This is a genomic window from Mesorhizobium sp. ArgA1, assembly GCF_053714375.1.
The window spans coordinates 1-21,482 of record NZ_JBSKBQ010000028.1; the positions used below are offsets into that span (position 1 = coordinate 1).

Sequence of the window (21,482 nt, forward strand, 5' to 3'; positions counted from 1 at the left end):
CGGTTGGTGAGGCCGGGTGCCGGCGACGGTCGGCCTGGATCCCGAGGCCATTTTACGGAGGTGGCAGACATGTGGGCGATGCTCGCAGATGATCAAACCTTCCGCGGCAACCACGACACGATCCGGATAGACCCGAAGGCTCACGGGCCGATTGGCAAAGGACGCCGGCACGCTGTAGCGGTTGCGCTCCAGATGCACGAGGCAGGTCGGGGTGACCCGCTTGGTGTATTCGACAAAGCCGTCGAAGAGACGGGACGCCGGCATGAGAGCCTGGGCTTCCTCAGCCCAGATATCGGCAATGGTGCCGCGCATTTTGCCATGCGGGATCTTGTGCCAAAACTCCTTGCATCGAAGCTCCAGCCAGTCGTTCAGGGCTTCCAGTGATGGAAAGCGTGGAATCGGTTGAAAGAACCGGTGACGCGCATCCTGCACGTTCTTCTCGACCTGTCCCTTCTCCCAGCCAGACGCCGGATTGCAGAACTCAGGCTCGAAGAGATAGTGGCTGGCCATTGCCATGAAGCGGACATTGACATCGCGCTCCTTGCCGCGTCCGACCTTGTCGATCGCTGTCCGCATATTGTCGTAGATGCCGCGCCGGGGAACGCCGCCAAAGACACGGAAAGCATGGTTATGGGCGTCGAACAGCATCTCATGCGTCTGCAACAGATAGGCCCGGACGATGAAGGCTCTGGAGTAGCTGAGTTTGGTATGCGCCACCTGCAACTTGGTTCGCTCATTGCCGATGATCGCCCAATCTTCCGACCAATCGAACTGGAACGCTTCACCCGGATCGAACGCAAGCGGCACGAATGTCCCACGCCCCGAGGTGTGTAATTCCCTCTGCAGGTCAGCCTTCCACTCCCGGGCGAAAGCAGCAACACGACCGTAAGACCCCTCATAGCCGAGGCTCAGCAGATCGGCATGAAGCTGCTTCATCGTGCGTTTCTGTTTGCGGTTCTTTTTGGCTTCCGTCCTCAGCCAGGCCGACAAACGGTCGGCAAATGCGTCAAGCTTGCTCGGCCGCTCGGGAGCCTTGAACTTCGGCTCCACGCCGCCCACCCGCAGGTATTTGCGGATCGTATTGCGAGACAGGCCGGTCCTGCGGCTAATCTCCCGGATCGATAAATGCTCTCGAAAATGCCAGCGTCGGATCACGCTCAATAATGCCATGTCGATCACTCCGTAGTCCCCGCTGAAAACACGCAGGGCAAGGTTCAAACATGGGTCAATTCTCGGTGGAAATATCCTGTGTCGCCGGGTCAGTTCTCAGTGGCAATCAACACTCCTGCCGGATGACATCGGTGTTGCCACCATGCCTGAGAACCGCTCACGCAGCCACCGATCCAGTTCGTCCAGCGCCTATCGCCATGCCGGCTGCCGGAAAGGGCGCCGGCCCGCCTTGACGAAGATATGTCGCACCGTTTTGCGCGCGCATCCGAACTCACGCGCCAGCCGCTTGGCACCCCAGCCAAGCCCGTGCAGCTGTATCGTGCCAAATATAGATGATAAATAGCAGTGAAATGCGCAATAATAGTTTACATAATTTTAACACATATCGCCTTGATGCCGGCGGAAATAAAGTCTTTATTCCACTGATCAGTGAAAGTGAAGTCGCATCCAGGCACCAGACATGACTTTACCCATGAAAGTTAGTGCATTGTAGAGACTGGAGGCACCGTGCGCTCAACTCATTTCGGCAACGCCGAACGCATCGGATTCATCGGTACCGGCAGGATGGGGCGACCGATGATCGCCAAGCTCCTGGAAGCCGGCTATCAAGTGGACGTCTACGACATCGATCCTGCGGCTGCGAAACACGTGCTGGAAAAGGGAGCCCGGTGGCATGACGCACCGCGCGACGCGGCCCGCGATTGCGAAATTCTCATCACCTGCCTGCCGCTGCCGCACGACGTCTTTGACAACATGACGGGCGAGCAAGGCGCTTTGGCCGGTATGGCACCGGGGAGCGTATGGATTGATACGTCCACCACCGACTACCACAATACGATCGAGATCGGCCGACGGGCCGCAGCAATTGACGTGCATTCACTAGAAGCGCCCGTAAGCAACTTGTCCCACATGGGGGTCGATTTCGCCAATGTCAGCTTCTTCGTCGGCGGGCCATCGGAGGCCTATGGGCGTTGCGAGACGGTGTTACAAACTATGGGAGCCATCTCCTTCCATGTCGGAGACATCGGTCAGGGCCAGTCAGTCAAACTACTGACGAACCTACTCTTTTACGCTGCAGCCGTTGCGAGCGGCCACGCACTCTGCCAAAGCGTGCGAGAGGGTATTCCAGCGCAGCAAGCGTGGCGCAAGTTTGTGGCCTCGTCCGCGAACTCCGTTGCAATCGAACAGTTCGTGCCGTTTCTCCTGGATGGCAGCTACGATCGCTCTTGCACTCTGGAGATCACGGTCAAGGATATGGGCTTGACCGTCCAACTGGCCGACGAACTCGGCGTGGGACTGCCGATCGGGCGCGCGGTCGAAGAGCGCTATAGCGAGGCGGGACGGAAGTTCGATCGATCCGACAGCCATCTGCGAGTTGTCGAGTTGGAGGAGGTGGTCTTCGGCGTTCGATTGCAAGTGCCGGGTTATCGCGCGCCATCCAAGTACGGTGCCGATCCCGCGCATTCGCCAGACCAAGAATTCCTAACCGATCCCGTAGGACGGATCAAACCGAAGCGCGAGCATGTGTTTCCGCTCGACGACGTCCCCCTCAGCGACATCCAAATATGCTTGCTCGAGTCGTTGGTCGGCGAACTCACTCACGTCAATCGCCTGATCCTTCACGAGGCGTTTGATCTTGGGCGCGGCATGGGTCTGAACGATGCCATGATCTACGACGTTATCACCTGGAGCGTAGGCGCCTCCGCATGGTCGGATAGTCATGCTCATCAATACAGCAGCGAGCGGACTGTAGATCTAGCCGGTGCCATTGCGCCGCCGACGACGATGCCGCATCTCATCTGCCCCTAAATGGAGGAACTGTGGTGAACAACCTCGATCAAAGGACCGCACTGGAGCGAGCCGCACGCCAACGCATCAAGGAATCCCATGCCCTCAACGGCGACGTCGATCGCTTGACTCACTTCTATGGCGGATGGGCTAGTTCCTACGAGTTGGATGTCGGGCGCGATGGATACTGCGGGCCGACGGTCGTTGCGGAATTGGCAGGCACCGTGCAGACAGCGTATTTGGCCAATAAGCGAGCAGCCATCGAAATCCTGGACGCTGGGTGCGGAACAGGTCTCGTCGGCGTGGAACTGAAACGCCTAGGCTTCCAGCTGATAGATGGGATCGACCTCTCTGAGGAGATGGCCAAAGAGGCCTGGGAAACTCGCGTATACCGACATGTCCAAGGCCATGTCGACCTTAACGGGCCGCTCTCCGACTACTCTGGTGCGACCTACGATATTACGGTCTGCTGCGGCGTCTTCACGCTCGGTCACATCCGACCTGACGCACTGCGCGAACTGGCTCGCGTGACCCGCCCCAACGGATTCATCATCGCAAGCACCCGCAAGAGCTATGCAGAGACCACTTCCTTTGAAGACGAAGTGCGGCGTCTCCGGGATGCGGGCGTGCTTGTGACGACACAATGTCTAAACGACGGCAGATACATCGCGGAGGAGGGCGCACATTACTGGGTCTTCCAAGTCCCCGATAAGGCCACAGCACCAACGGAGAAGCAGCTATGAATACGCTACCGCAAATCTCGCTAGCGAAACTGGCCGCCGACGCAACGCGAAACGAAGAGCGCGAGAACTTGCGCCTGGCCTGCGAAGAGTACGGATTCTTCTATCTTGAGCACGGAATCCCGAAAGAACAGATCTCAGAAGCGATCCAGGCTTCCCGGCGGTTCTTCGCGTTGCCACAGCCGACAAAGGAACGTTTCGGTCACGCCGCCCAATATGTGTATCCCCCGACCGCTCGTGGATACAGTCCTTTGCACGGCGAGGTGCTACATCCCGACGCCGGCCCCGATCCGAAGGAGATGTTCGACCTCGGTATCGAGAACGAAGGTGACCGACGTCCGTTTTCTGGTCGTACACGCCTTCCGGATGACGGGGTGGCTCCTGGTTTCGCTCGAAGCCTGCTTGCTTTGCAGGCAACCGTGGTCAACGAGGTTGTGCCGCAGCTCGGCACTGCGCTGGCCGACCTGATCGATATGGAGGAGGGCTGGTTCCGACGCAATTTCAACCCGCCGACCGTCCTGCAACGCGTGATCCGATATCCATCTACAGGCGGCACGGCCGGAAAGCATACCGACAATGGGTTCTTCACCCTCCTGCTGCAGGAGGAACTCCCCACGCGCTCCTTGCAGGTGTGGTTCGGGGGACGCTGGGTGCCGGCGCCGAGCTTGCCCGACAGTCTCGTTGTCAATCTGGGCGACATGCTTCAAGCTTTGAGCGATGACCGATTCAAGAGCACGCCCCATCAGGTTGTGCACACCGGTCCAGCCGAACGAATTTCCCTTCCTTTCTTTATATATCCCGACATCGACGCTCGCCTGACTTCCCGGCAAGGGAAACACACCTTCAGCGTCGCGGAAGTGATGTTACGCAACTTCGACTCGATCTGGGAAACCGGGAATGGCGCCGGGCGAGCGCGAGAGTTGCAGTAGGTCGTTCGGCTTTGTCAACCGTCAAGCGTGGGCAGATACGGTGACGACGCACCGCTCAAGTTTGGCAGCGCGAAAATACCGCTCGCGCATCTCATCGGCATAGGCCGCATTCGCGGCCTATGCCGGATCGGTAGTACCACGCTGCGCGAGCTAGCGTGCTGCACCTAATTCGGGCGCAATCGTCGTCGTGGCTGCAGCCCATTCGGCTGCCAGTCCGTCTTCTAATCGGTCTTTCAGATCCTCGCACGCCAGCGACCAAATGGTCGATCTACCGCGATCGACTTTCCGAACCGTTGGCAGTGAATCCGTATCTGCTGCCGGCCAATCAGCGCGCTTTCCTCGACGCCTTCGCACGGTGACCGCGAATTCGGTCGATTTCCAAAACGCGCTCGACCGCCCAGGCGACCAACGAAACTCGCTATCAGTGAGCAACAGTTTTGGAGAAAACGTTGATCACGACGACGCCGCAAATAATCAGGCTGATTCCCAATATCGCAGACAGGTCAAGCGGCGACCTATAGACATGAATGCTGACCAAAGTTGTCAGCACCATGCCGACGCCGCACCAGATTGCGTATGTGACACCGAGGGGTATCAATTTGAGGGCATGGGAGAGAAAGAACAGCGCGACGATGAAGCTGGCGATAACAGCTGCAGTAGGTCCAAGCTTCGTGAATTGCTGTGTTTCGGGCAACAGAGATGAACCGATGACTTCAGACACAATGCCCAACAACAGAGCGCCGTAAGCTATGACCAGAGGGCTCATGAAGTCACTTTCCTGAGCGACGCCTAAAAAGCCTCTGCAGAAGGCTGCGCAGCCAAGGCGTACCGCACTTGTGCGGCAACAGTGAGGTCCATTCGGTTGACGAGCGCCATGGGAATCCCATTGTCATGGTCCTAACCTATGCGTTGCTGTGCTTCCGCCCGGGTCGAGGCTGTGGGTACAAGCGCTTTCAGAACGTCCGTCATCCTGAGCGTGCCCACCCGGGCTCCGTCCGAGTGCACTGCAAAGAATTTGTCAGCAGCTCCCTGGGATCGCAGAATCGCCCGCTCCAGGGTCTCGTCGCCATCGAGGACCTCATAGCCATCGTCCTCCGTGATCGTCTTCTCCATTACTGATCGGACGCGAAGGACGCGTGCACGATTGATATCGCTGACGAAGTCTTCAATGTAAGGGTCGGCCGGGTTGAGGAGGATGTACTGCGGCTCCCCCTGTTGCACGATTTCGCCGTCCTTCAGGATCACCAGATGGTCCGCAAGCTTGAGAGCCTCATCGAGGTCATGTGTGATGAACACGACCGTCTTCTGGAGGTCCTTCTGCAGTTCGAGGAGGAGGTCCTGCATGCTTGACCGGATGAGCGGGTCCAGCGCTGAATAGGCTTCGTCCATGAGCATGAGCTCGGAGTTCGACGTCAGAGCGCGGGCGAGGCCGACGCGCTGCTGCATGCCCCCCGAGAGTTGGTGGGGATAGAGCGCCTCCGAGCCGGCAAGGCCGACCCTGTTCAGCCATTTACGAGCCGTTTCGTCGGTCCTGACCCTCCCATCGCCGCGGACCGAGCATGGCATGCCGGCGTTTCGCAGCACCGTCTCATGCGGAAGCAACGCAAACTTTTGAAAGACCATCGACATCTGGGTCCGGCGCAGCTGCTGGAGCCTGTAACGGTCGAGCTTCATGATGTCTGTACCATTAACGATAACCTCACCCGCTGTGGGGTCGACGAGGCGGTTGAGGTGACGGATCAGGGTCGATTTTCCGGAGCCTGATAGCCCCATGATCACCGTGATCTCGCCTTTTTTTATCTCGACGTTGATGTCGCGCAGCCCAAGCACATGGCCATGGGTTTGCAGCATGTCTTTTTTGTGCATCCCAGCCATCGCGTAGGACACCATGGCTGGCGCGTTGTTGCCGAAGATCTTGTACAGGTGGCGGATGGATACGAAGCTCTCGGTCATGCTCATGTCCGCGACTGGTGCATCTTGTTGACGCGCTGGAGGGCAGCCCTGCTTACCCGGTCGAGAACAATGGCCAGGAGGACAATGCCGAGGCCCGCGACAAGGCCTACGCCGAGTTCGAGTTTGTTGATGCCGCGCAGGACCAGGGTTCCAAGGCCAGGCGCGGACACCAGCGAAGCGATGACGACCATCGATAGCGACAACATGATCGTCTGGTTGATGCCGGCCATGATGTTCGGGAGCGCGAGGGGCAGTTGGGCGCGGTAGAGCTTTTGCCAAGCGGTCATGCCGAACGCTTCTCCCGCCTCCAGGATGTCCCGGTCGACCAACCGGATGCCGAGGTTCGTGAGTCTGATCGACGGCACGATCGCGTACAGAATGATCGCGATTCCGTAGAGTTTGGGCTCCGTGACGCTGAACAGGAAGATCAGCGGGATAAGGTAGACGAAGGTCGGCAGCGTCTGCAGCAGGTCGAGAACAGGCGTTAGCCAGCGCTCCAACCTGTTGCTGTGTGACATCGCAATGCCGATCGGCACTCCAAACAGCACGCAGATGAACGTACAGACCACGATGATGGCGAGCGTCTGCATGGCGTAACCAAAATGGTCGATGAATGCCAAGGCCAGGAACGCCACCAGCACGAAGATCGTCACCCCGATGCGACGTCCGGCGAAATGAGCGATGGCGACGAGGATCAGGATCGCGGCCCACCACGGAAGTGACTGCATCAGATCGATGGCGTTGCGCAGCGCCCAACTCAATGGCTGCGTAACCGGGTCCAGAACGACTTTCACGGGGTCTTTCACATCAAGGAACAGGCGTTCCAGCCCGGCTGTCATGTCGCGGGTGCGCGGGATGGCGCCGCAGGCCTTATGGAGGACGTCGAGGGATGGGAACGGGAAAGATTCGCCTTGGTCGCTTCCCAAGGCCCCGGCCTTGGCTAAAAGATCGTCCATCGACATGGGACCGCCGGTGGCGCCGGCGTCACACCAGGACCGCAGTCCCAACGCCTCAAAAGCTTTTTCGTACGCTGCCATGGCTAGCCCTGAATCGCCGCTATCCGGCAGCCCCGCCCATCAGGGCGCGGCCACCGGTAATGATGGAGAGTTGCTTGTCGACGGTGCTGGAGGTGCCGCCGAGCATTCGCCCGTTACCACGTCGGCCGTTAGGGCCGCAGAGCCGTGCGGAGCCGCCCTTAGAAGTGAGAGCTTGGCTCTCACTTCAGGACCGCTGAAAGCTTTTCCTTTGCCTCGGGGTTGAGCCAGTCTGCCCACACCGTCTTGTAGGTGGTCAGGAAGTGGACCGCAGATTCATCGGCTGAAGCCTTCTTGGTATCTTGCCAGGCCAGAGTCTCGCTCATCTGCTCGTTGGTGAAGCTGACCTTTGACATCAGGGCAGCAATTTCCGGCTCACGCTTCTCGAAATCCGTCGTCGCTGCCGTCACCACCTCTGCCGGCGGATAAGCCGACTTACCGGGTGTCTTGCAGGTTTCGACCGCGTTGCAAGCGTGGATCTCAGGCACGTACCGGCCAATGTCGACCTTGACCATCTTGTACTTGCCGAGAACGGACGTCGGACCCCAATAGTAACCGAACCAAGGCTGCTTGTTCTCATTCGCGGCAGCTATCGCCGCTGCCAGCGTCTCTCCGGAGCCGTGATTGAAAACTTCGATGCCGTGGCCTTTCAGATCGAAGGCTTCCGCCAAATGGTCGTTGGTGATCTTACAACCCCAGCCTTCGGGGCAATTATGGAATTTGCCGCCTACCCAGTCGGGATGCGCCAGAATGCCTTCGATCTTCGCAAGTTCCGGATGTTCGTCCACCAGGTATTGCGGGACCCACCATGCATCAATGCCGCCGGGGGTCAGGACATGGCCCAACGTCTTAACTTTGCCGGCGGCCACCAATCCTGGATAAGCCGGCGCGCCATTGAGCCAGAGTTCGGTGACGATGTCGGGGCGGCCGGTCTCTGCGACAGAGGTCACTGCCGTGGCCGTAGCCGATGGCACCACCGTTACCTTGCAGCCGTATCCCTGCTCCATGAGGAACTTGGAGACGGCGGTAACGATCGAGCCCGAGGCCCAGTTCATCTCGGTGATCGTGACATCACCGCATTTCGCTTCGGCCGCGGTCGCGGCGAGCGTTGCGGTGAACGCAGCGGCGGTGAGTTTAAACGTGCGTGAGAGCATTGTTCTTCTCCTGTTGGTTTTCCATTCCAGGCGATTGTCCCGCGGCCAGCCAGAGCCTACCGGGCGGTTCCCCACGTGAGGAATTACAGGATTGCCGAATATTTAACTAACGAATATAATTCGATGCTGACATCGACTTTTTCGATGCTCAAGGACTCTTATCGATCGATTGCAAAGCGGGTGACGGCGGCCGCGTCGAAGGTGAAACCTGTCCCGGGACGATTGGGAATGAGGATGTCGCCATCCACGATCTCCATCTCTTCGCGGAACAGTGGAGCGTACCACGGCATATGCTCGACGGAGATGCAATTGGCGGCTGAACCGGCAATGCAAAGGCTGTGCTCCGTGAAAATATGGGTGGAAATCGGCAGGCAGTACGCTTCCGCCAAGCCCGCCACCCGGCGCATTTCGGTGAGCCCGCCAATCCTCTGGAGGTCTGGCATCAACACATCGGCGGCGCGCGCTTCGATCGTGTTGCGGATGCCAAAGCGTGTCCACTCCGTCTCACCCGAAGCGATCGCCATGTCGAGCGCGTTGCGGACTTCGGCCTGGCCCACGAGGTCATGGACAGATACCGGCTCCTCGATCCAGGCCACGTCGAGCTCCTCGAGCATCCTGCCAAGGCGGATCGCCTGCTTCGGCGTGAGCGCCTGGTTGGCGTCCGTCAGGATTTCGATGGAGGATCCGACCGCCTCCCGCACCGCCTTGACGCGCTCGAAATCCTTTCGCGGATCGGCATTGCCGACCCGGACCTTCATCGCCCTGAAACCCTGGTTCAGGAAGGTCGTCGCTTCATCAACCAGCTCGTCGATGCTCTGGGATAACCAGAGCCCGCCGCTGGCGTATGTGCGGATGCGATCCCTGCAGGCTCCGAACAGATGATGGAGCGGTCGGTCCGCGCCTTTGCCGATCAGATCCCAGCAGGCCGTGTCAAGCGCGGAGAGCGCCGAGATCGTAACGCCGGCATAACCGGTCGGGTTAATTTCGGACCAGATCGCCGAATTGATGGCCGTCACATAGTGGGGGTCCTGGCCCACAAGGCGATGAGAGAAGCCCCGAACCATCTCGTCGAAGGCTTTAAGCCGGACCGCATTCAATGTGAAGATATAACTCTGGCCCACCAGCCCTACATCGGTTTCCAGATAGACGAGCAGGCATCCGACGGAGCGCATATTGTGAATAGCCGTGGTGATTGGCTTGGCAAAAGGCACGTCCGTCAGTCGGGTCTTCAACGCGGTGATTTTCATGTCTTCTCTCTGGCTTTGGCCCGGAATTCAGGCGATCGTATCGCGCAAGGCTTGCACAGCGGTTTCGATAAATTCCGGCGCAATGACGTCAATACGAACGGCGACAAAGACTGTTCGTTGAAAACGCGGCGCCCCCTCGACCACATGTAGGCGGCCGGACTTGACCTGAGGCGCCACGGACTCGGCCAGGAAGTACCCCGAGCCGCCGTTAGCTAGGATATGATCCATGGCTACTGCGGAATTTCGGATCGTCAACTTGTGGCTAAAAACGCCGGGGAAATGCATACTGTGCTGGGCTCGAAACGTCTCACCCCAATCCACTAACACGTAGCCTGGAACAACCCCGCTTTGAACGGCACGTGGTTTGGTCGACACCATCACGAGTTCTTCGCTGCTGAGTGGCTGGATCCGCGCCTCCGCGCAGTGACGCGGGTCATAGAGCACGGCAATGTCAAGCAGTCCGGCTCGCAGTTTCTCCATGAGAATATCAGAGTGCTCACTGAGCGCGCTTGCGACGCCATCCGGTATGGCCTTGGCCATCCGTTCTAACCAGCCCGGCACGACGCGGGGCCAGTGATTATCCTCAACGCCTAGGGTCACGAAAGCATTCAGGCCTTCCGGCAGCGTGGCAACTTGCTGACCCCGCTCCCAGGCACGCACGATATTCACTGCGCTTGAGTGGAACTGATGACCGCCGGTCGTCAGCGCTACTCCGTTGCGCTTGCGGTGAAACAGCTGGCGGTTCAGCCTCCGTTCAAGCGCCTTTATCCGTGCGCTGATGGTCGACTGGGTGACATTGAGTTGGTCGGCGGCGTGCTGGAAGCTGCCTGTCGTGGCGACTTCCAAAAAAGCCTTGATGTGCTCGATGTTCAAGAAAGGAAACTCCGTTAAATCGAATTCCTCGATATGAGTCGGTAATTATATTCGTTTGCCACGTCAACCAGAGTGAGAAAGAGTGAGCGATAGAAAAGCGCCTGCGTGCCGGAGCAAAACTCTGGCTGGCCAACGGAGACATTCATGCGGATTGCATTCATCGGGTTGGGCAACATGGGCGGGCCAATGGCTAGCAATCTGGCGCGCGCCGGGTACGAGCTTGCGCTGTTCGATCTGGACCCAAATAAGGTCGCAGCCGTGCGGGCGACTGGCGCAGTGGCCGGCAACCGCGCAATCTCGTCTGCCCCCACCGCTGCGGAGGCGGCTACCGGAGCTGACATAGCCTTCACATCGCTGCCAAACCCGAAGATCATCGAGGCCGTGGCGTTGTCGGAACAGGGCATTCTCGCCGGGTTGCCGAAGGCGGCCGTCTGGATCGACCTTTCAACCAACAATCTGGAGTGCGAGCGACGCATCCGCGCCGCTGCCGCCGATCGGGAGATTGCGTTTCTAGATGCACCGGTTAGTGGCGGGATTGAAGGAGCAGCTGCCGGAACCCTGATGATCATGGTCGGCGGCGACAAGCATGTGTTTGCGCGGTGCAAGCCAGTTCTCGAAAAGATTGGCAACAGGATCATGCATCTTGGTCCCCATGGGGCCGGCTACGTGGCCAAGATTTCGCAAGTCGTGCTTTGCTACCTGAATTCGGTCGCGCTGAGTGAAGCCCTGATGCTGGGAGTGATGGGCGGGGTTCCTGCCGCGACGATGCTTGGAATCATTCAAGGCAGCACCGGAGCGAGCTATGTCGCGGACCGATATGGTCCGGCTATTCTTGACGGAAGCTACGATCCCGGCTTTGCGCTTGGCCTTGCACACAAAGACTTGGTCCTGACCCTGGAGCTGGCTGGGTCGATCGGCGCCACGTTGCCCATGTGCGAACAGGTCGAGGCAATCTACAAAAAAGCCGTCGACCAGTATGGTTTTGAGCAGAACCACCTCATGGCCGTGAAGCTCTTGGAAGAGCAGAACGGCACATTCCTCCGCTCCATCTGACAATAACACGAAAGGACAAACAATGGCACATGAGATGAAAGCCGAGGACTTCAGCGTCCAGGGCGGCCATGCGAACGTCTCCAAGGAAGAGTGGGAAGCGCGGGTTGATCTTGCTGCCCTGTACCGTCTGGCGAATATTTACGGCTATGACGACCTGATCTGGAACCACATCACGATGCGTGTCCCAGGCACCGACCACCAGTTCCTGCTGAACCGCTTCGGCTTGCTGTACAATGAGGTCACCGCGTCCAACCTGATCAAGGTCGACGAAAACGGCAAGGTTCTCTACGGCCCTGCGGACGTCAATACCGCTGGTTTCGTTATCCATTCAGCAATTCACAACACTCACCACGACATGAAGGTCGTCTTCCACAGCCACGCGCCGGCGGGCCTGGCCATCACGGCGCTGCAGGATGGCCTTGAGTTCCTGACCCAGGACGGCTCAATGCTTTGGGGCGACATCGGTTATCATGACTGGGAAGGACTGTCTCTGACGCTGGAGGAACGGGATCGCCTCGCCAAGAACATCGAAGGCAAAAAATGCCTTATCATGAAAAACCATGGGTTTCTCGCGGTAGGTGCTACGGCCGGTGAGGCCTTCATGAACCTTTACTACACCGTCCGTGCCTGCCGGGTTTTGATCGATGCCTATTCCACGGGGCTGAAGCTCGACAAGAGCAGCGCGGAAATCTGGCGGCTTGCGCATCGTCAATACGACGATTTCCCGCTTGGAAAATATGAATGGCCGGCGCTGTTGCGCCAGTGTGATCGCATCGATCCCTCGTATCGGAACTGAAAGACATTTGGGAAACCTCGACCGACGCTAGCCGGGGTTTCCTAGTCCCACTCGTCTGCGGGTTCGCACGGAAGCTGACGGCCATCCGTCCCATCCGCGCGAGCCAATCTTCCTCAAGCGGGCCACCCAACTCCATGACCATCCTGTTGAACAACCATGGCTACGATAATGAAAGCTGGCGCCGGGAAATCAGCCGTCAGCTTCCTGAATTGCCGGTCAAAGTGTTCGGTGAGCCAATAGATCCTTATGAGGTTGTCTATGCGATGGTTTGGAACCATCCGCCCGGCGACCTAATCCGCTATCCCAATCTTAAAGCGATCTTCTCGCTCGGCGCCGGCGCCGAGCATTTCGTCGCAGACACAAGCTTGCCCGACGTTCCTGTGATCCTGCTCGCTGACCCGGCCGTGGCCCGCGACATGGCAGCTCATGTGCTCTATTGGGTGCTGACTTTTCACAGGCGGTATGCGGATTACCGATCGCAACAGAAGGAGCGCATCTGGCAGCGTAAGCAAATCGTTCCGACGAGAGAGCTTCGTGCCGGTGTGCTCGGTCTAGGCCGCATCGGGACGGAAGTCGCCAGCCGCCTTCGCGATTTCGGATACACCGTGAGCGGATGGGACCGCAGCAACCGGCAGATCGAGGGAATCGAGTGTTATTACAGTTCGGAATTCCTTCCTGAGTTCCTCAGCCGCAATGACGTGATTATCAACGCCCTCCCTCTCTCTCCGCAGACGCGGCACTTCCTCGATGCAAAGCTTTTCTCGGCGATGCGCCGAGGTGGGTTTTTCATCAACATCAGCCGTGGAGCGGTTGTCCATGATGAAGCACTGCTGGATGTCCTCGACCGGGGTCACCTTGCCGGCGCCGCGTTAGATGCATTCGCCCAGGAGCCCCTCCCTGTCGAGCATCGCTACTGGTCCCATCCCAAGGTGTACGTCACGCCGCATATGTCCGGGGCAACATTTGCGTCGAGTGCAGTTGCCGTGATCGCCGACAATGTGCGCCGGCTTGAGTGCGGGCTCGAAGTCTTCCCACTTTTCAACCGGCAAGAAGGCTATTGACCCTCCTAGTATCCCGCCAAGCTGTCACGTGGCGAAAGCGTCGCGCCAGATGGATCTGCTTCGGACCTTTGGATTGGCGCATTCGAACGCACCGCCGAGAGACTGCGCACCTCGTGGGGTGCTATCTGATGCGTGTCCCGGAAACATCTTGAAAAGTGTGAAGCGGACACAAACCCGCAGGCAATCGCAACATCCAGGATCGGAAGCGCCGTTTGCGCGAGGAGCAGCCTAGCGTGTTCCAATCGCAATTCTCGGAAGTAACGGCACGGGGAGCGGCCAAGGTCATTGCGGAAAAGGCGCTCGACTTGCCTTCTCGACAATTGAGCAGCAGCCGCTAAGTCCATCATTGTAAGTGGGGTAGCCACATTTCTTTGCATCAACTCTATGAGCTTCACGACTTTGGGGTTGAGCCTGCCATGCTGGCGCATAAGCGGCAGCCGCTGTCGCTCGTCGCCGGTGCGGACATTGGCCGCCACGGCGAGTTCTTCCACGCTTACCGCGACATGCTCACCACAATGCTGTTTAACAAGCTCCACCATCATATCGAAGGATGCCGTCCCGCCAGGGCAGGTCCAGATATTGCTGTCGACCTCGTAAACGGTGGCGGCCGCCTCAATGCGCATGAACCGCTCCTTGAAGGCCGGCAGCGCCTCCCAATGGACCGAGCATTTGCCGTCATTGAGCAGGCCGGCCCTAGCCAAAGCGATGACGCCGCTTCCAAACGCGCCGGCCGCAATTTTGCGCTGTCTGCATTCGCGCAGCCACGCGCTCAGCACTTTGGTTTGACGTCCTTCGTCAGGCTCATCACCGCAGACCAGCGCCAGCACTGGGCGTTCAGGCTGCATAAGATATCTGCGTTCCTGGGCCAGATCCGCATCGGCCGCGACAGCAATGCCGCAACTCGCGCGCACGGCTTCGCCGAGATGAGAAAGCGTGCGCCAGCGAAATGCTTCCCGCCCGGCCGCTCGGTTGGCAAGACGCAGGACGTCCAGCACCAATGAGAAGGTCAGGAGCTCGAAACCCGGCGCTAAATAAATCGCCACCGTTATGGGCTCGTAAGCAGGAGCGGGCGCCCAGGCGTCCTGGGACCAGTGATGGACCATGTCAGTCTCTCAGCCGTGTTCTCTTATAGCGACGCGGGATAAACAGCGCGTGCGTTATTTGCGCGATCGGTGAAATTGGCGAAAGGACGATTGCGTCGGTATGGGAGTATATTTGCGACAGGGCGAGGTATCGGCCAAGCACGAAGCCTGTAGGTCCGCGATTCGCCCTGCCCCGCTGTCCGTCGGGTTTCTTCTGCTCCATCGGTTCACGCTCGGCGCCTTCGCCAATTTCGTCGACGTACTGCGCCTTGCTGCAGACGATGGGGACAGGAGCCGCCCGATCAACTGCAGGTGGCGCATCATCTCGCCCGACATGTCACCGATCCTGTCGAGCTGCGGCGTTGCGATTTCTCCCCATGAAAGGGTTGGAGATCTCCGCCGTTTTGACTACTTGGTGGTCGTCGGCGGAGTTCTCGATGAAGTGAGCCTCATGGTCGACACGGGTTTGGATGTACATCTTCGAGAAGCAGCCAATACAGGCGTTCCGCTTGTGGGGCTGTGCACTGGCTCGTTCATCTTGCACCGGGCCGGCCTGATGGACGGTTACCGGTGTTGCGTCAGCTGGTTCCACAACTCGGATTTTTTGCGACTTTTCGATGGTCTACAGGCCGTTTCAGACCAGATCTTCGTCGTCGATCGAGACCGCCTGACCTGTTCGGGAGGAGCCAGCGCCGCACATCTCGCAGCCTTTCTCGTTGACAGACACCTCGGTAAGTCCCTGGCCGCCAAAAGTTTGAGGATAATGATGTTCAACGAAGCCGCGAAAGGTGAGACAGCCCAGCCAACCGGACGCCTCGAGGTCTTCGTGCGGGACGAAATCCTGAAACGAGCCGTGCTGTTGATGCAACATCATCTCGAGGTGCCGCTGACTATCGCTCGTCTAGCTGGCAAGCTCAACTTGAGCAAGCGGTTGATCGAGCGCCACTTCCGCTCTGAACTCGGTACCTCTCCGCAGGCGGTCTACACGCAGATACGGCTTGATCACGCTCGTCATCTGTTGCTGAAAACCGACAGGTCGATATCAAGCATTGCCCTAGAATGCGGCTTCTGCGACGGTTCGCATCTGAGCCGCGTCTTTCGCCACTTCTACCTGCGGTCGCCTCAAGAGTTCAGGTCGCAGCACGGAGAATCGCTGTCCCTGGTATCAAGCGAATGAGGAATTGACCCCTTGGTGGAGTGAACCCCGCAGGCCGGACTAGGCGATGCCGCCAAGCCAAGCCGTCTTCGGGAGGGCTTGCCGCTTCGAGCTCTTCGAGCCCCTACGGTCGATGTGTCGTTGCAGCCTTGTGATCGGCTAACAAATCAGCCGTCAGGTGGCAGTCCAACCCAGACCTCCGGCGGTTACTGAGAGCACAGGTATTCAGACTGAAATACCTGTGCTCTCAGCGCGAGGTGACGACGAAGTGTCGAGCCCAGCTTGCTACCGATGAGAAGTGGCGCCGAGTAAGGAAGCCGCATCCCGCCACCGCGCCGAGCTAGTGACTGTTTGAGGCGAATCACGTGTTGCTCGGTCGCGTTTCGCCTCGCCAAGTCTGGTCGGTAGATGGGCTCAAAATTCACTCGGACTAGGAAATTGAAAGCCTCCAGCGACGAATTTGCCTTCCTTACGGCTGGGTTGATTGAGAAGTGTGCCGCCTGCAGGGGCTGAAGCTTGTGCTGTCGCGCCCGGAAGGATTGGCAAAATGATTCTTGAAGGATACGTTTCAGAATGATGAATGCGATTGATCGAGAGAGAGCCAGCCGGAATGCTAGCAACTAAGCGGTGCGGAATAGGATTGGGCGCGCCAATTGTGATCTCAAGACTATGTCCCTTTCGTATCACGTGAGCGATCGGGCTGAGTAAAGAGGTCCTTACTTCGTATATATCATTCGGCTTAAGGGGCTCTTTCGTTGCGAATGAATGTAAAATTTCGTCATAACTGCTCTGTTCTTTGTCAATCTCTCGAAAGGACGCACGATGCAAACCTGCTTGGAGGAACAGAATAGTGTCATCTGGACCGACATCTTTGAACGTGATTGCTAAATCGGCATCGTCTCCGCTGTCAATGCTAAGAAATAAGATCACCTCTGGATTTCCTAGAAGTGTTATATCCTCGCTTGCGGCCTCGGTTCGATAGTTCAGCACCCCGAATTCATAAGGCAAAAGTGCAAATTGCTTATCGCTGCCGGTGAGCTCGGCTCCGGTGGGGTAAAGATAGCAACGCGCTCCTTCCTTAGGGGTTGAGGCGGGTTGTACGCTTGAAAGGGTTCCATCTGCAGTGAGAAAGAAAGGCCGCCGTTGCACTTCTGGCTCTGGCCAGTTAGCATGAGATGTTGTCCAGCCTGGGACCGCTTTCTTCGGATCGCCTTCGGTCGCACTGACCTCCCAGAATACCTTTACTGCTGGTTCATTCTCAATGCCATTCTTGATCCCTCTGACCCAGCGATCTAGAAACCGAATCTGTTCTTGGCGGATGAATGGATAGCCCATCCAGAAGGAGCCGGTCCTGTGATCCCCATTCGCCAGAAGCAGCCGTTTGTTTTCCAACTTGGGCATCAATCGACTAAAGATACGCGCCCCTTCTTTCGCGGCGCCGCCCCATTCATCCTGCCAAGCGCCTATGATCATTGTTGGTACATTAATTTGACCTACAATCTCATCGCGGGCCGGATCCACGCTATCCCACCATGCATCTTTGGCCGGGTGTTCCCGCATCACGTCAAAATATTTATTCCTGACAATCTGCCGAGCGCTACCACGAATTTTGACGTATTCGGTATCGCCGTGCCGTATCCGCCGATCCAGCCCGATCGAGTGAACTTGAAGTTGGGTCCAGATTTCCCAAGTAGCTAAACTTGGCTGCATCATGCCGCCAAGGTAGCCCATCGTTTCGAAACCATCGCAGATCGCAGAGGGAACAATGGCCCTCAAGTGAGGAGGCCTCTCGGCAGCGACCCAGAGTTGGCTCGATCCCACATAGGAATTGCCGACCATTCCCACATTTCCGTCGCTCCAAGGCTGCTCAGCGATCCATTCGATGATCTCGGCACCACAAGCCCCTATTGTACGGTTCGGAAACCAGTGATCTACAATACCTTCAGAGCACCCCGTTGCCGGCCAGTTAGCGCCGAGTACGGCATAACCCGCGTCTAGGCATGGCTTGGCGTCTTCGAATGGTATCGCATCGCCGTCGTAAGGAGAGAAGATGAAAAGGGTCGGATGTCGACCGACCTTAGGACGATATGAAGCGTATGCGATACGCGTCCCATCTCTCGTAGACGTATATGATACATCGCAAATAACATCAGATTCGATATAGTCCATGTTGTCCTCCTTTAACGCCAGAATTGGTCAGCCCGATAAAGCTACAGCAAGAAAGAGATCCGGTCGTACTCGCAGCGCATACGATCCCAATTAGTTGCCTGCCGCTGGGCCGCCGCGGATTCGCAGAGCAGCGTTCAATTTCATGAGTTCCCGAAGTTGGATTGAGAATGAGCTTGCACATCTCACAATTCGTCAATCTTGCTTCGACACGCCCGAACGGTGGACTCGGGCATGCTAAAAATAGGCCTTCGGCTTCTACAGGGACCACCTTCGAACACGCGGTTCATCGCCCCGGGCATGGTCTGGAAGGCGCGATGGATGAGGAGTCATTTCAAAGTTGATTCAGCCAAAAATAGGCGTCGCTGCTCCAACGGCATCGCGGGTTCGCGCTCGAGCGGGAAGTGGCATTTGAAGCTATGACCTGCCTCGTCCTTGCTGGTTGCTGCTTCGGGAAAAACGCGGCTACAGATGTCCTGCGCGTATTGGCATCGGGTGTGGAACTCGCAGCCGGATGGCCTTCTGAGCATGCTCGGCACCTCACCCTTGATTTCGATGCGATTGAGAACGGCGTCGGGATCGGGCACTGGATTGGCCGAAAGCAACGCTTGCGTATAAGGGTGACGCGGATGGCTGAAGATGTGCTCGGTTGAGCCGACCTCGATGAAGCGGCCGAGATACATAATGGCCATCCGATCGGCCATGTGGCGGACCACGTTGAGGTTATGGGTAATGATCAGAATGGCAATCCCGAGCTCACCTTGGAGGCGCGCAAAGAGGTTCAGCACCTCACCTTGGACGGACACGTCGAGCCCAGCTGTTGGCTCGTCGGCGATGATCAGGTCTGGATTGAGCGCAAGGGCTCTCGCGACGCCGACGCGCCTGGCCTGTCCGCCAGAGAGCTGGTGGGGATAGCGACGGCCAAAATCGGCCGGCAAGCCGACCATGCGCAGCAGGCGCTGCGCCTCGCCGCCCCGATCTCGAATGCTCAGGCCATGAATGCGGAAAGGTTCCGTTAGGAGAGACTCCACGGTCAGCCGTGGCGAGAGCGAGCCAACCGGATCCTGGAACATCATCGCTATCCGGCGCAGATGAGGCTTCCGTTCGGCAGCTGCTTTGAGGCCGATAAGTTCCTCCCCGTCAAACCGGATACTGCCGCTTACAGCCCGCTGCAGGCCGATGATCGTGCGAGCGATGGTGGATTTGCCCGATCCGCTTTCGCCCACGAGGGCAAGTGTCTCGCCCTTGGTGATTTCAAAGGAAACCCCGCACACTGCGTCGATGAAAGGCGTTTGGGTGCCCGTGGCGAGCGCCTTCAGGGGACCCATGGTGCGGAAGCGGACGTGGAGGTCCTGGACGCGCAGGAGCGTATTCATGCTGCGACCACCTGGCTCCGATCGAGCAAATGGCACCGGGCGACCTGACCTGCGCCGATGGGGTATTCGACTGGGGTCTCGTGCATGCAGCGGTCAAAAGCATGGGGACACCGCGGGCGGAAGATGCACCCTTTCTTGTTGCCGAGCAGACTGGGCACCTCGCCTGGAATTGTCGGCAAAGTGCGCGTCCTTTCCCGGATTCGTCCGGGGTCGCACTCGAGCAGCGCCTTTGTGTAGGGGTGACCTGGATTGTGGAAGATATCGCGCACGGCGCCCTGCTCCACCACCTCGCCGGCATACATGACTGCAACCTGGTCGCACAGCTCGGCCACGACGCCGAGATGGTGGGAGACAAACAGAATGGAGCAGCCGATCTCCCTTTGCAGCTCCTTAAGCAGATGGATGATTTGAACTTCCAGCGTTGCATCGAGCGCCGTGGTCGGCTCGTCGGCGACGAGGAGCGCCGGCTTTACAAGAAGCGCCATGGCGATGCAGACGCGTTGGCGCATGCCCCCGGAGAACTGATGCGGATAGCCGCCGATGCGGCTTTGCGGATCGGGAATTCCGACGCGCTTGAGCATATTGACGGCTCGAGCGCGTTTTTCGCCGCGGCTTGTTTGCTCGTGGTGTTGGATATCGATCATCTGGCTCTCGATGGTCCGCACCGGATTGAGTGCGGTCATCGGATCCTGGAAGATCATGGAGAGGCGATCGCCCATCAGACCTCGTCGTGCTTCGGTAGGCAGGGTGAGCAAATCGCGTCCCTCGAACAGAATGCTGCCGGCAGTCACCTCGGCATTTTCCGAAAGCAGCCCCATCACCGTGTAAGCCAGCGTCGATTTTCCGGATCCGCTTTCGCCAACGATGCCAACCACCTGTCCGGTCGGCACGTCGAGCGAGACATTGCGCAGGGCGTGAACGTGTCCACGTGGCGAGCCGAAATCGAGGCTAAGGTTACGTATCTCGAGGAGTGCATGGGCTGACATTTGCGGGGACAGATCCTCATGTCTCATAGGTCTCGTCGCAACTTGGGATCGAATATGTCGCGCAATGCCTCGCCAAGGAAAGTAAAACCCAGTGTGGCAATGATGATTGGAATGCCGCCGGCAAACACCAGCCAACCCGTCTGATCGATGTAGGCGTAGCCGTCATTGAGAATCGCTCCCCAGTCGGGCGTGGGTGGACGCACTCCCATGCCGAGGAAGCTCAGTCCCGCTTCCACAGCGATGACAGCCGGCACGTCCATGCTTACCAGGATGAGAAGCGGACCGATCACATTGGGCAGCATGTGCACGGCCAGGATCCGCGTCGTGCCGGCGCCCATGCTTCGCTCCGCGTCGATGTAGTCACTGTTGCGCAGGGCTTGCGTTTGGGTGCGCACAACCCGCGCATAGATTGGCATGGACGAAATCGCGATGACTAAGATCACGCTGGACACACTTGGTCCCAAAAGTGCAATCAGTGCCAAAGCAAATATCGTGCCTGGAAAAGAACGGATCGTATCGAAAATAAGCAGGAGCAAATTGTCGAGCCAACGCGGCCCAAACCCTGCGGTGAGGCCAAGGATGAGTCCGACGAGGAGCGAACTCGCGAGCGAGGTAAACGCGACAAGAAGGGGAATGCGTCCGCCTAAGATGATCCGAGAGAACGTATCACGGCCAAGTTGATCGGTTCCAAGAAGAAAATCTGGTGAAGGTCCCGCCAAGCGTGGTCCGACCATAATGCGGATAGGATCATGCGTGATTATGAGCGGCCCAAAGATCGCGCTCGCTACCACCATCAGGACAAGCGTCGCACCAAACATGCCCAGGCGGTTTTTGCGAAATTGCCCCCAAAAGGTGCGAAAGGCGCCAGTAGTTATCACATCGTTGGGTTCAGGATGGATGGCTTCAAAGCTTACCATG

At 58.2% G+C, this 21,482-nt stretch carries 19 protein-coding genes; 7 read left to right on the plus strand and 12 right to left on the minus strand.

Going from position 1 to position 21,482, the window contains the following annotated elements; genetic code table 11:
* On the minus strand, window positions 1–1,170 hold a 1,170-nt coding region (istA, locus tag ACWGTI_RS29855), incomplete at its 3' end, for an IS21 family transposase (protein WP_454590374.1).
* 507 nt (window positions 1,171–1,677) lie between these two features.
* On the opposite strand from istA, the gene ACWGTI_RS29860 reads away from it, so the two are divergent.
* Genes ACWGTI_RS29860 through ACWGTI_RS29870 form a run of 3 tightly spaced genes read left to right on the plus strand, consistent with a single transcriptional unit; the run spans window position 1,678 to window position 4,627 of the window.
* Window positions 1,678–2,979, plus strand: coding sequence for an NAD(P)-dependent oxidoreductase (locus ACWGTI_RS29860; protein ID WP_454590347.1), 1,302 nt, complete (start codon window positions 1,678–1,680; stop codon window positions 2,977–2,979).
* 14 nt (window positions 2,980–2,993) lie between these two features.
* On the plus strand, window positions 2,994–3,701 hold the full coding sequence (locus tag ACWGTI_RS29865) for a class I SAM-dependent DNA methyltransferase (protein ID WP_454590348.1): 708 nt from the start codon (window positions 2,994–2,996) through the stop codon (window positions 3,699–3,701).
* On the plus strand, window positions 3,698–4,627 hold the full coding sequence (locus tag ACWGTI_RS29870) for a 2-oxoglutarate and iron-dependent oxygenase domain-containing protein (RefSeq protein ID WP_454590349.1): 930 nt from the start codon (window positions 3,698–3,700) through the stop codon (window positions 4,625–4,627). The genes ACWGTI_RS29865 and ACWGTI_RS29870 overlap by 4 nt, the downstream gene beginning before the upstream one ends.
* 421 nt (window positions 4,628–5,048) lie before the next feature.
* Here the strand turns inward: ACWGTI_RS29870 and ACWGTI_RS29875 are convergent, their stop codons facing one another.
* From ACWGTI_RS29875 to ACWGTI_RS29900, 6 genes are all read right to left on the minus strand, one after another.
* A complete protein-coding gene (locus ACWGTI_RS29875) occupies window positions 5,049–5,393 on the minus strand; it encodes a DMT family transporter (RefSeq protein ID WP_454590350.1) in 345 nt (114 codons plus the stop codon).
* A gap of 131 nt (window positions 5,394–5,524) precedes the next feature.
* Window positions 5,525–6,580 carry an ATP-binding cassette domain-containing protein gene (locus ACWGTI_RS29880; RefSeq protein ID WP_454590351.1) on the minus strand — a complete coding sequence of 352 codons (1,056 nt, stop codon included), beginning with the start codon at window positions 6,578–6,580 and terminating at the stop codon, window positions 5,525–5,527.
* 2 nt (window positions 6,581–6,582) lie between these two features.
* Window positions 6,583–7,617, minus strand: a complete 1,035-nt coding sequence (locus ACWGTI_RS29885) for an ABC transporter permease (protein WP_454590352.1) — start codon at window positions 7,615–7,617, stop codon at window positions 6,583–6,585.
* Between the two features lie 179 nt (window positions 7,618–7,796).
* Window positions 7,797–8,768 carry an ABC transporter substrate-binding protein gene (locus tag ACWGTI_RS29890; protein WP_454590353.1) on the minus strand — a complete coding sequence of 324 codons (972 nt, stop codon included), beginning with the start codon at window positions 8,766–8,768 and terminating at the stop codon, window positions 7,797–7,799.
* 158 nt (window positions 8,769–8,926) lie between these two features.
* Window positions 8,927–10,015, minus strand: coding sequence for a mandelate racemase/muconate lactonizing enzyme family protein (locus tag ACWGTI_RS29895; protein WP_454590354.1), 1,089 nt, complete (start codon window positions 10,013–10,015; stop codon window positions 8,927–8,929).
* 27 nt (window positions 10,016–10,042) lie between these two features.
* Entirely contained in the window at window positions 10,043–10,888 is an 846-nt protein-coding gene (locus tag ACWGTI_RS29900) for a LysR family transcriptional regulator (protein WP_454590355.1), read from the minus strand.
* A gap of 144 nt (window positions 10,889–11,032) precedes the next feature.
* On the opposite strand from ACWGTI_RS29900, the gene ACWGTI_RS29905 reads away from it, so the two are divergent.
* From ACWGTI_RS29905 to ACWGTI_RS29915, 3 genes are all read left to right on the plus strand, one after another.
* Window positions 11,033–11,941 carry an NAD(P)-dependent oxidoreductase gene (locus ACWGTI_RS29905; protein WP_454590356.1) on the plus strand — a complete coding sequence of 303 codons (909 nt, stop codon included), beginning with the start codon at window positions 11,033–11,035 and terminating at the stop codon, window positions 11,939–11,941.
* A 22-nt stretch (window positions 11,942–11,963) separates the two neighbouring features.
* Complete coding sequence (locus ACWGTI_RS29910; protein WP_454590357.1) at window positions 11,964–12,737, plus strand: class II aldolase/adducin family protein; 774 nt, start codon at window positions 11,964–11,966, stop codon at window positions 12,735–12,737.
* A gap of 134 nt (window positions 12,738–12,871) precedes the next feature.
* Window positions 12,872–13,798: a 2-hydroxyacid dehydrogenase gene (locus ACWGTI_RS29915; RefSeq protein WP_454590358.1), complete on the plus strand. Its 927-nt coding sequence runs from the start codon at window positions 12,872–12,874 to the stop codon at window positions 13,796–13,798.
* A 5-nt stretch (window positions 13,799–13,803) separates the two neighbouring features.
* Here ACWGTI_RS29915 and ACWGTI_RS29920 read toward each other — a convergent pair whose 3' ends face one another.
* Window positions 13,804–14,901, minus strand: a complete 1,098-nt coding sequence (locus tag ACWGTI_RS29920; RefSeq protein WP_454590359.1) for a GlxA family transcriptional regulator — start codon at window positions 14,899–14,901, stop codon at window positions 13,804–13,806.
* 112 nt (window positions 14,902–15,013) lie between these two features.
* Here ACWGTI_RS29920 and ACWGTI_RS29925 point away from each other — a divergent pair, with 112 nt between their 5' ends.
* Window positions 15,014–16,057 (plus strand): GlxA family transcriptional regulator, encoded by a 1,044-nt coding sequence (locus ACWGTI_RS29925; RefSeq protein ID WP_454590360.1) that lies wholly within the window; start codon window positions 15,014–15,016, stop codon window positions 16,055–16,057.
* 393 nt (window positions 16,058–16,450) lie between these two features.
* On the opposite strand, the gene ACWGTI_RS29930 is transcribed toward ACWGTI_RS29925, so the two are convergent.
* The 4 genes from ACWGTI_RS29930 to ACWGTI_RS29945 form a co-directional block, all read right to left on the minus strand.
* Entirely contained in the window at window positions 16,451–18,205 is a 1,755-nt protein-coding gene (locus tag ACWGTI_RS29930) for a CocE/NonD family hydrolase (RefSeq protein WP_454590361.1), read from the minus strand.
* A 326-nt stretch (window positions 18,206–18,531) separates the two neighbouring features.
* Window positions 18,532–19,578 carry an ABC transporter ATP-binding protein gene (locus tag ACWGTI_RS29935; protein WP_454590362.1) on the minus strand — a complete coding sequence of 349 codons (1,047 nt, stop codon included), beginning with the start codon at window positions 19,576–19,578 and terminating at the stop codon, window positions 18,532–18,534.
* Window positions 19,575–20,564, minus strand: a complete 990-nt coding sequence (locus ACWGTI_RS29940) for an ABC transporter ATP-binding protein (protein WP_454590363.1) — start codon at window positions 20,562–20,564, stop codon at window positions 19,575–19,577. Before ACWGTI_RS29940 ends, ACWGTI_RS29935 begins: the two co-directional genes overlap by 4 nt.
* A 23-nt stretch (window positions 20,565–20,587) precedes the next feature.
* Entirely contained in the window at window positions 20,588–21,481 is an 894-nt protein-coding gene (locus ACWGTI_RS29945) for an ABC transporter permease (protein WP_454590364.1), read from the minus strand.
* Between the last annotated feature and the right edge of the window lies 1 nt (window position 21,482).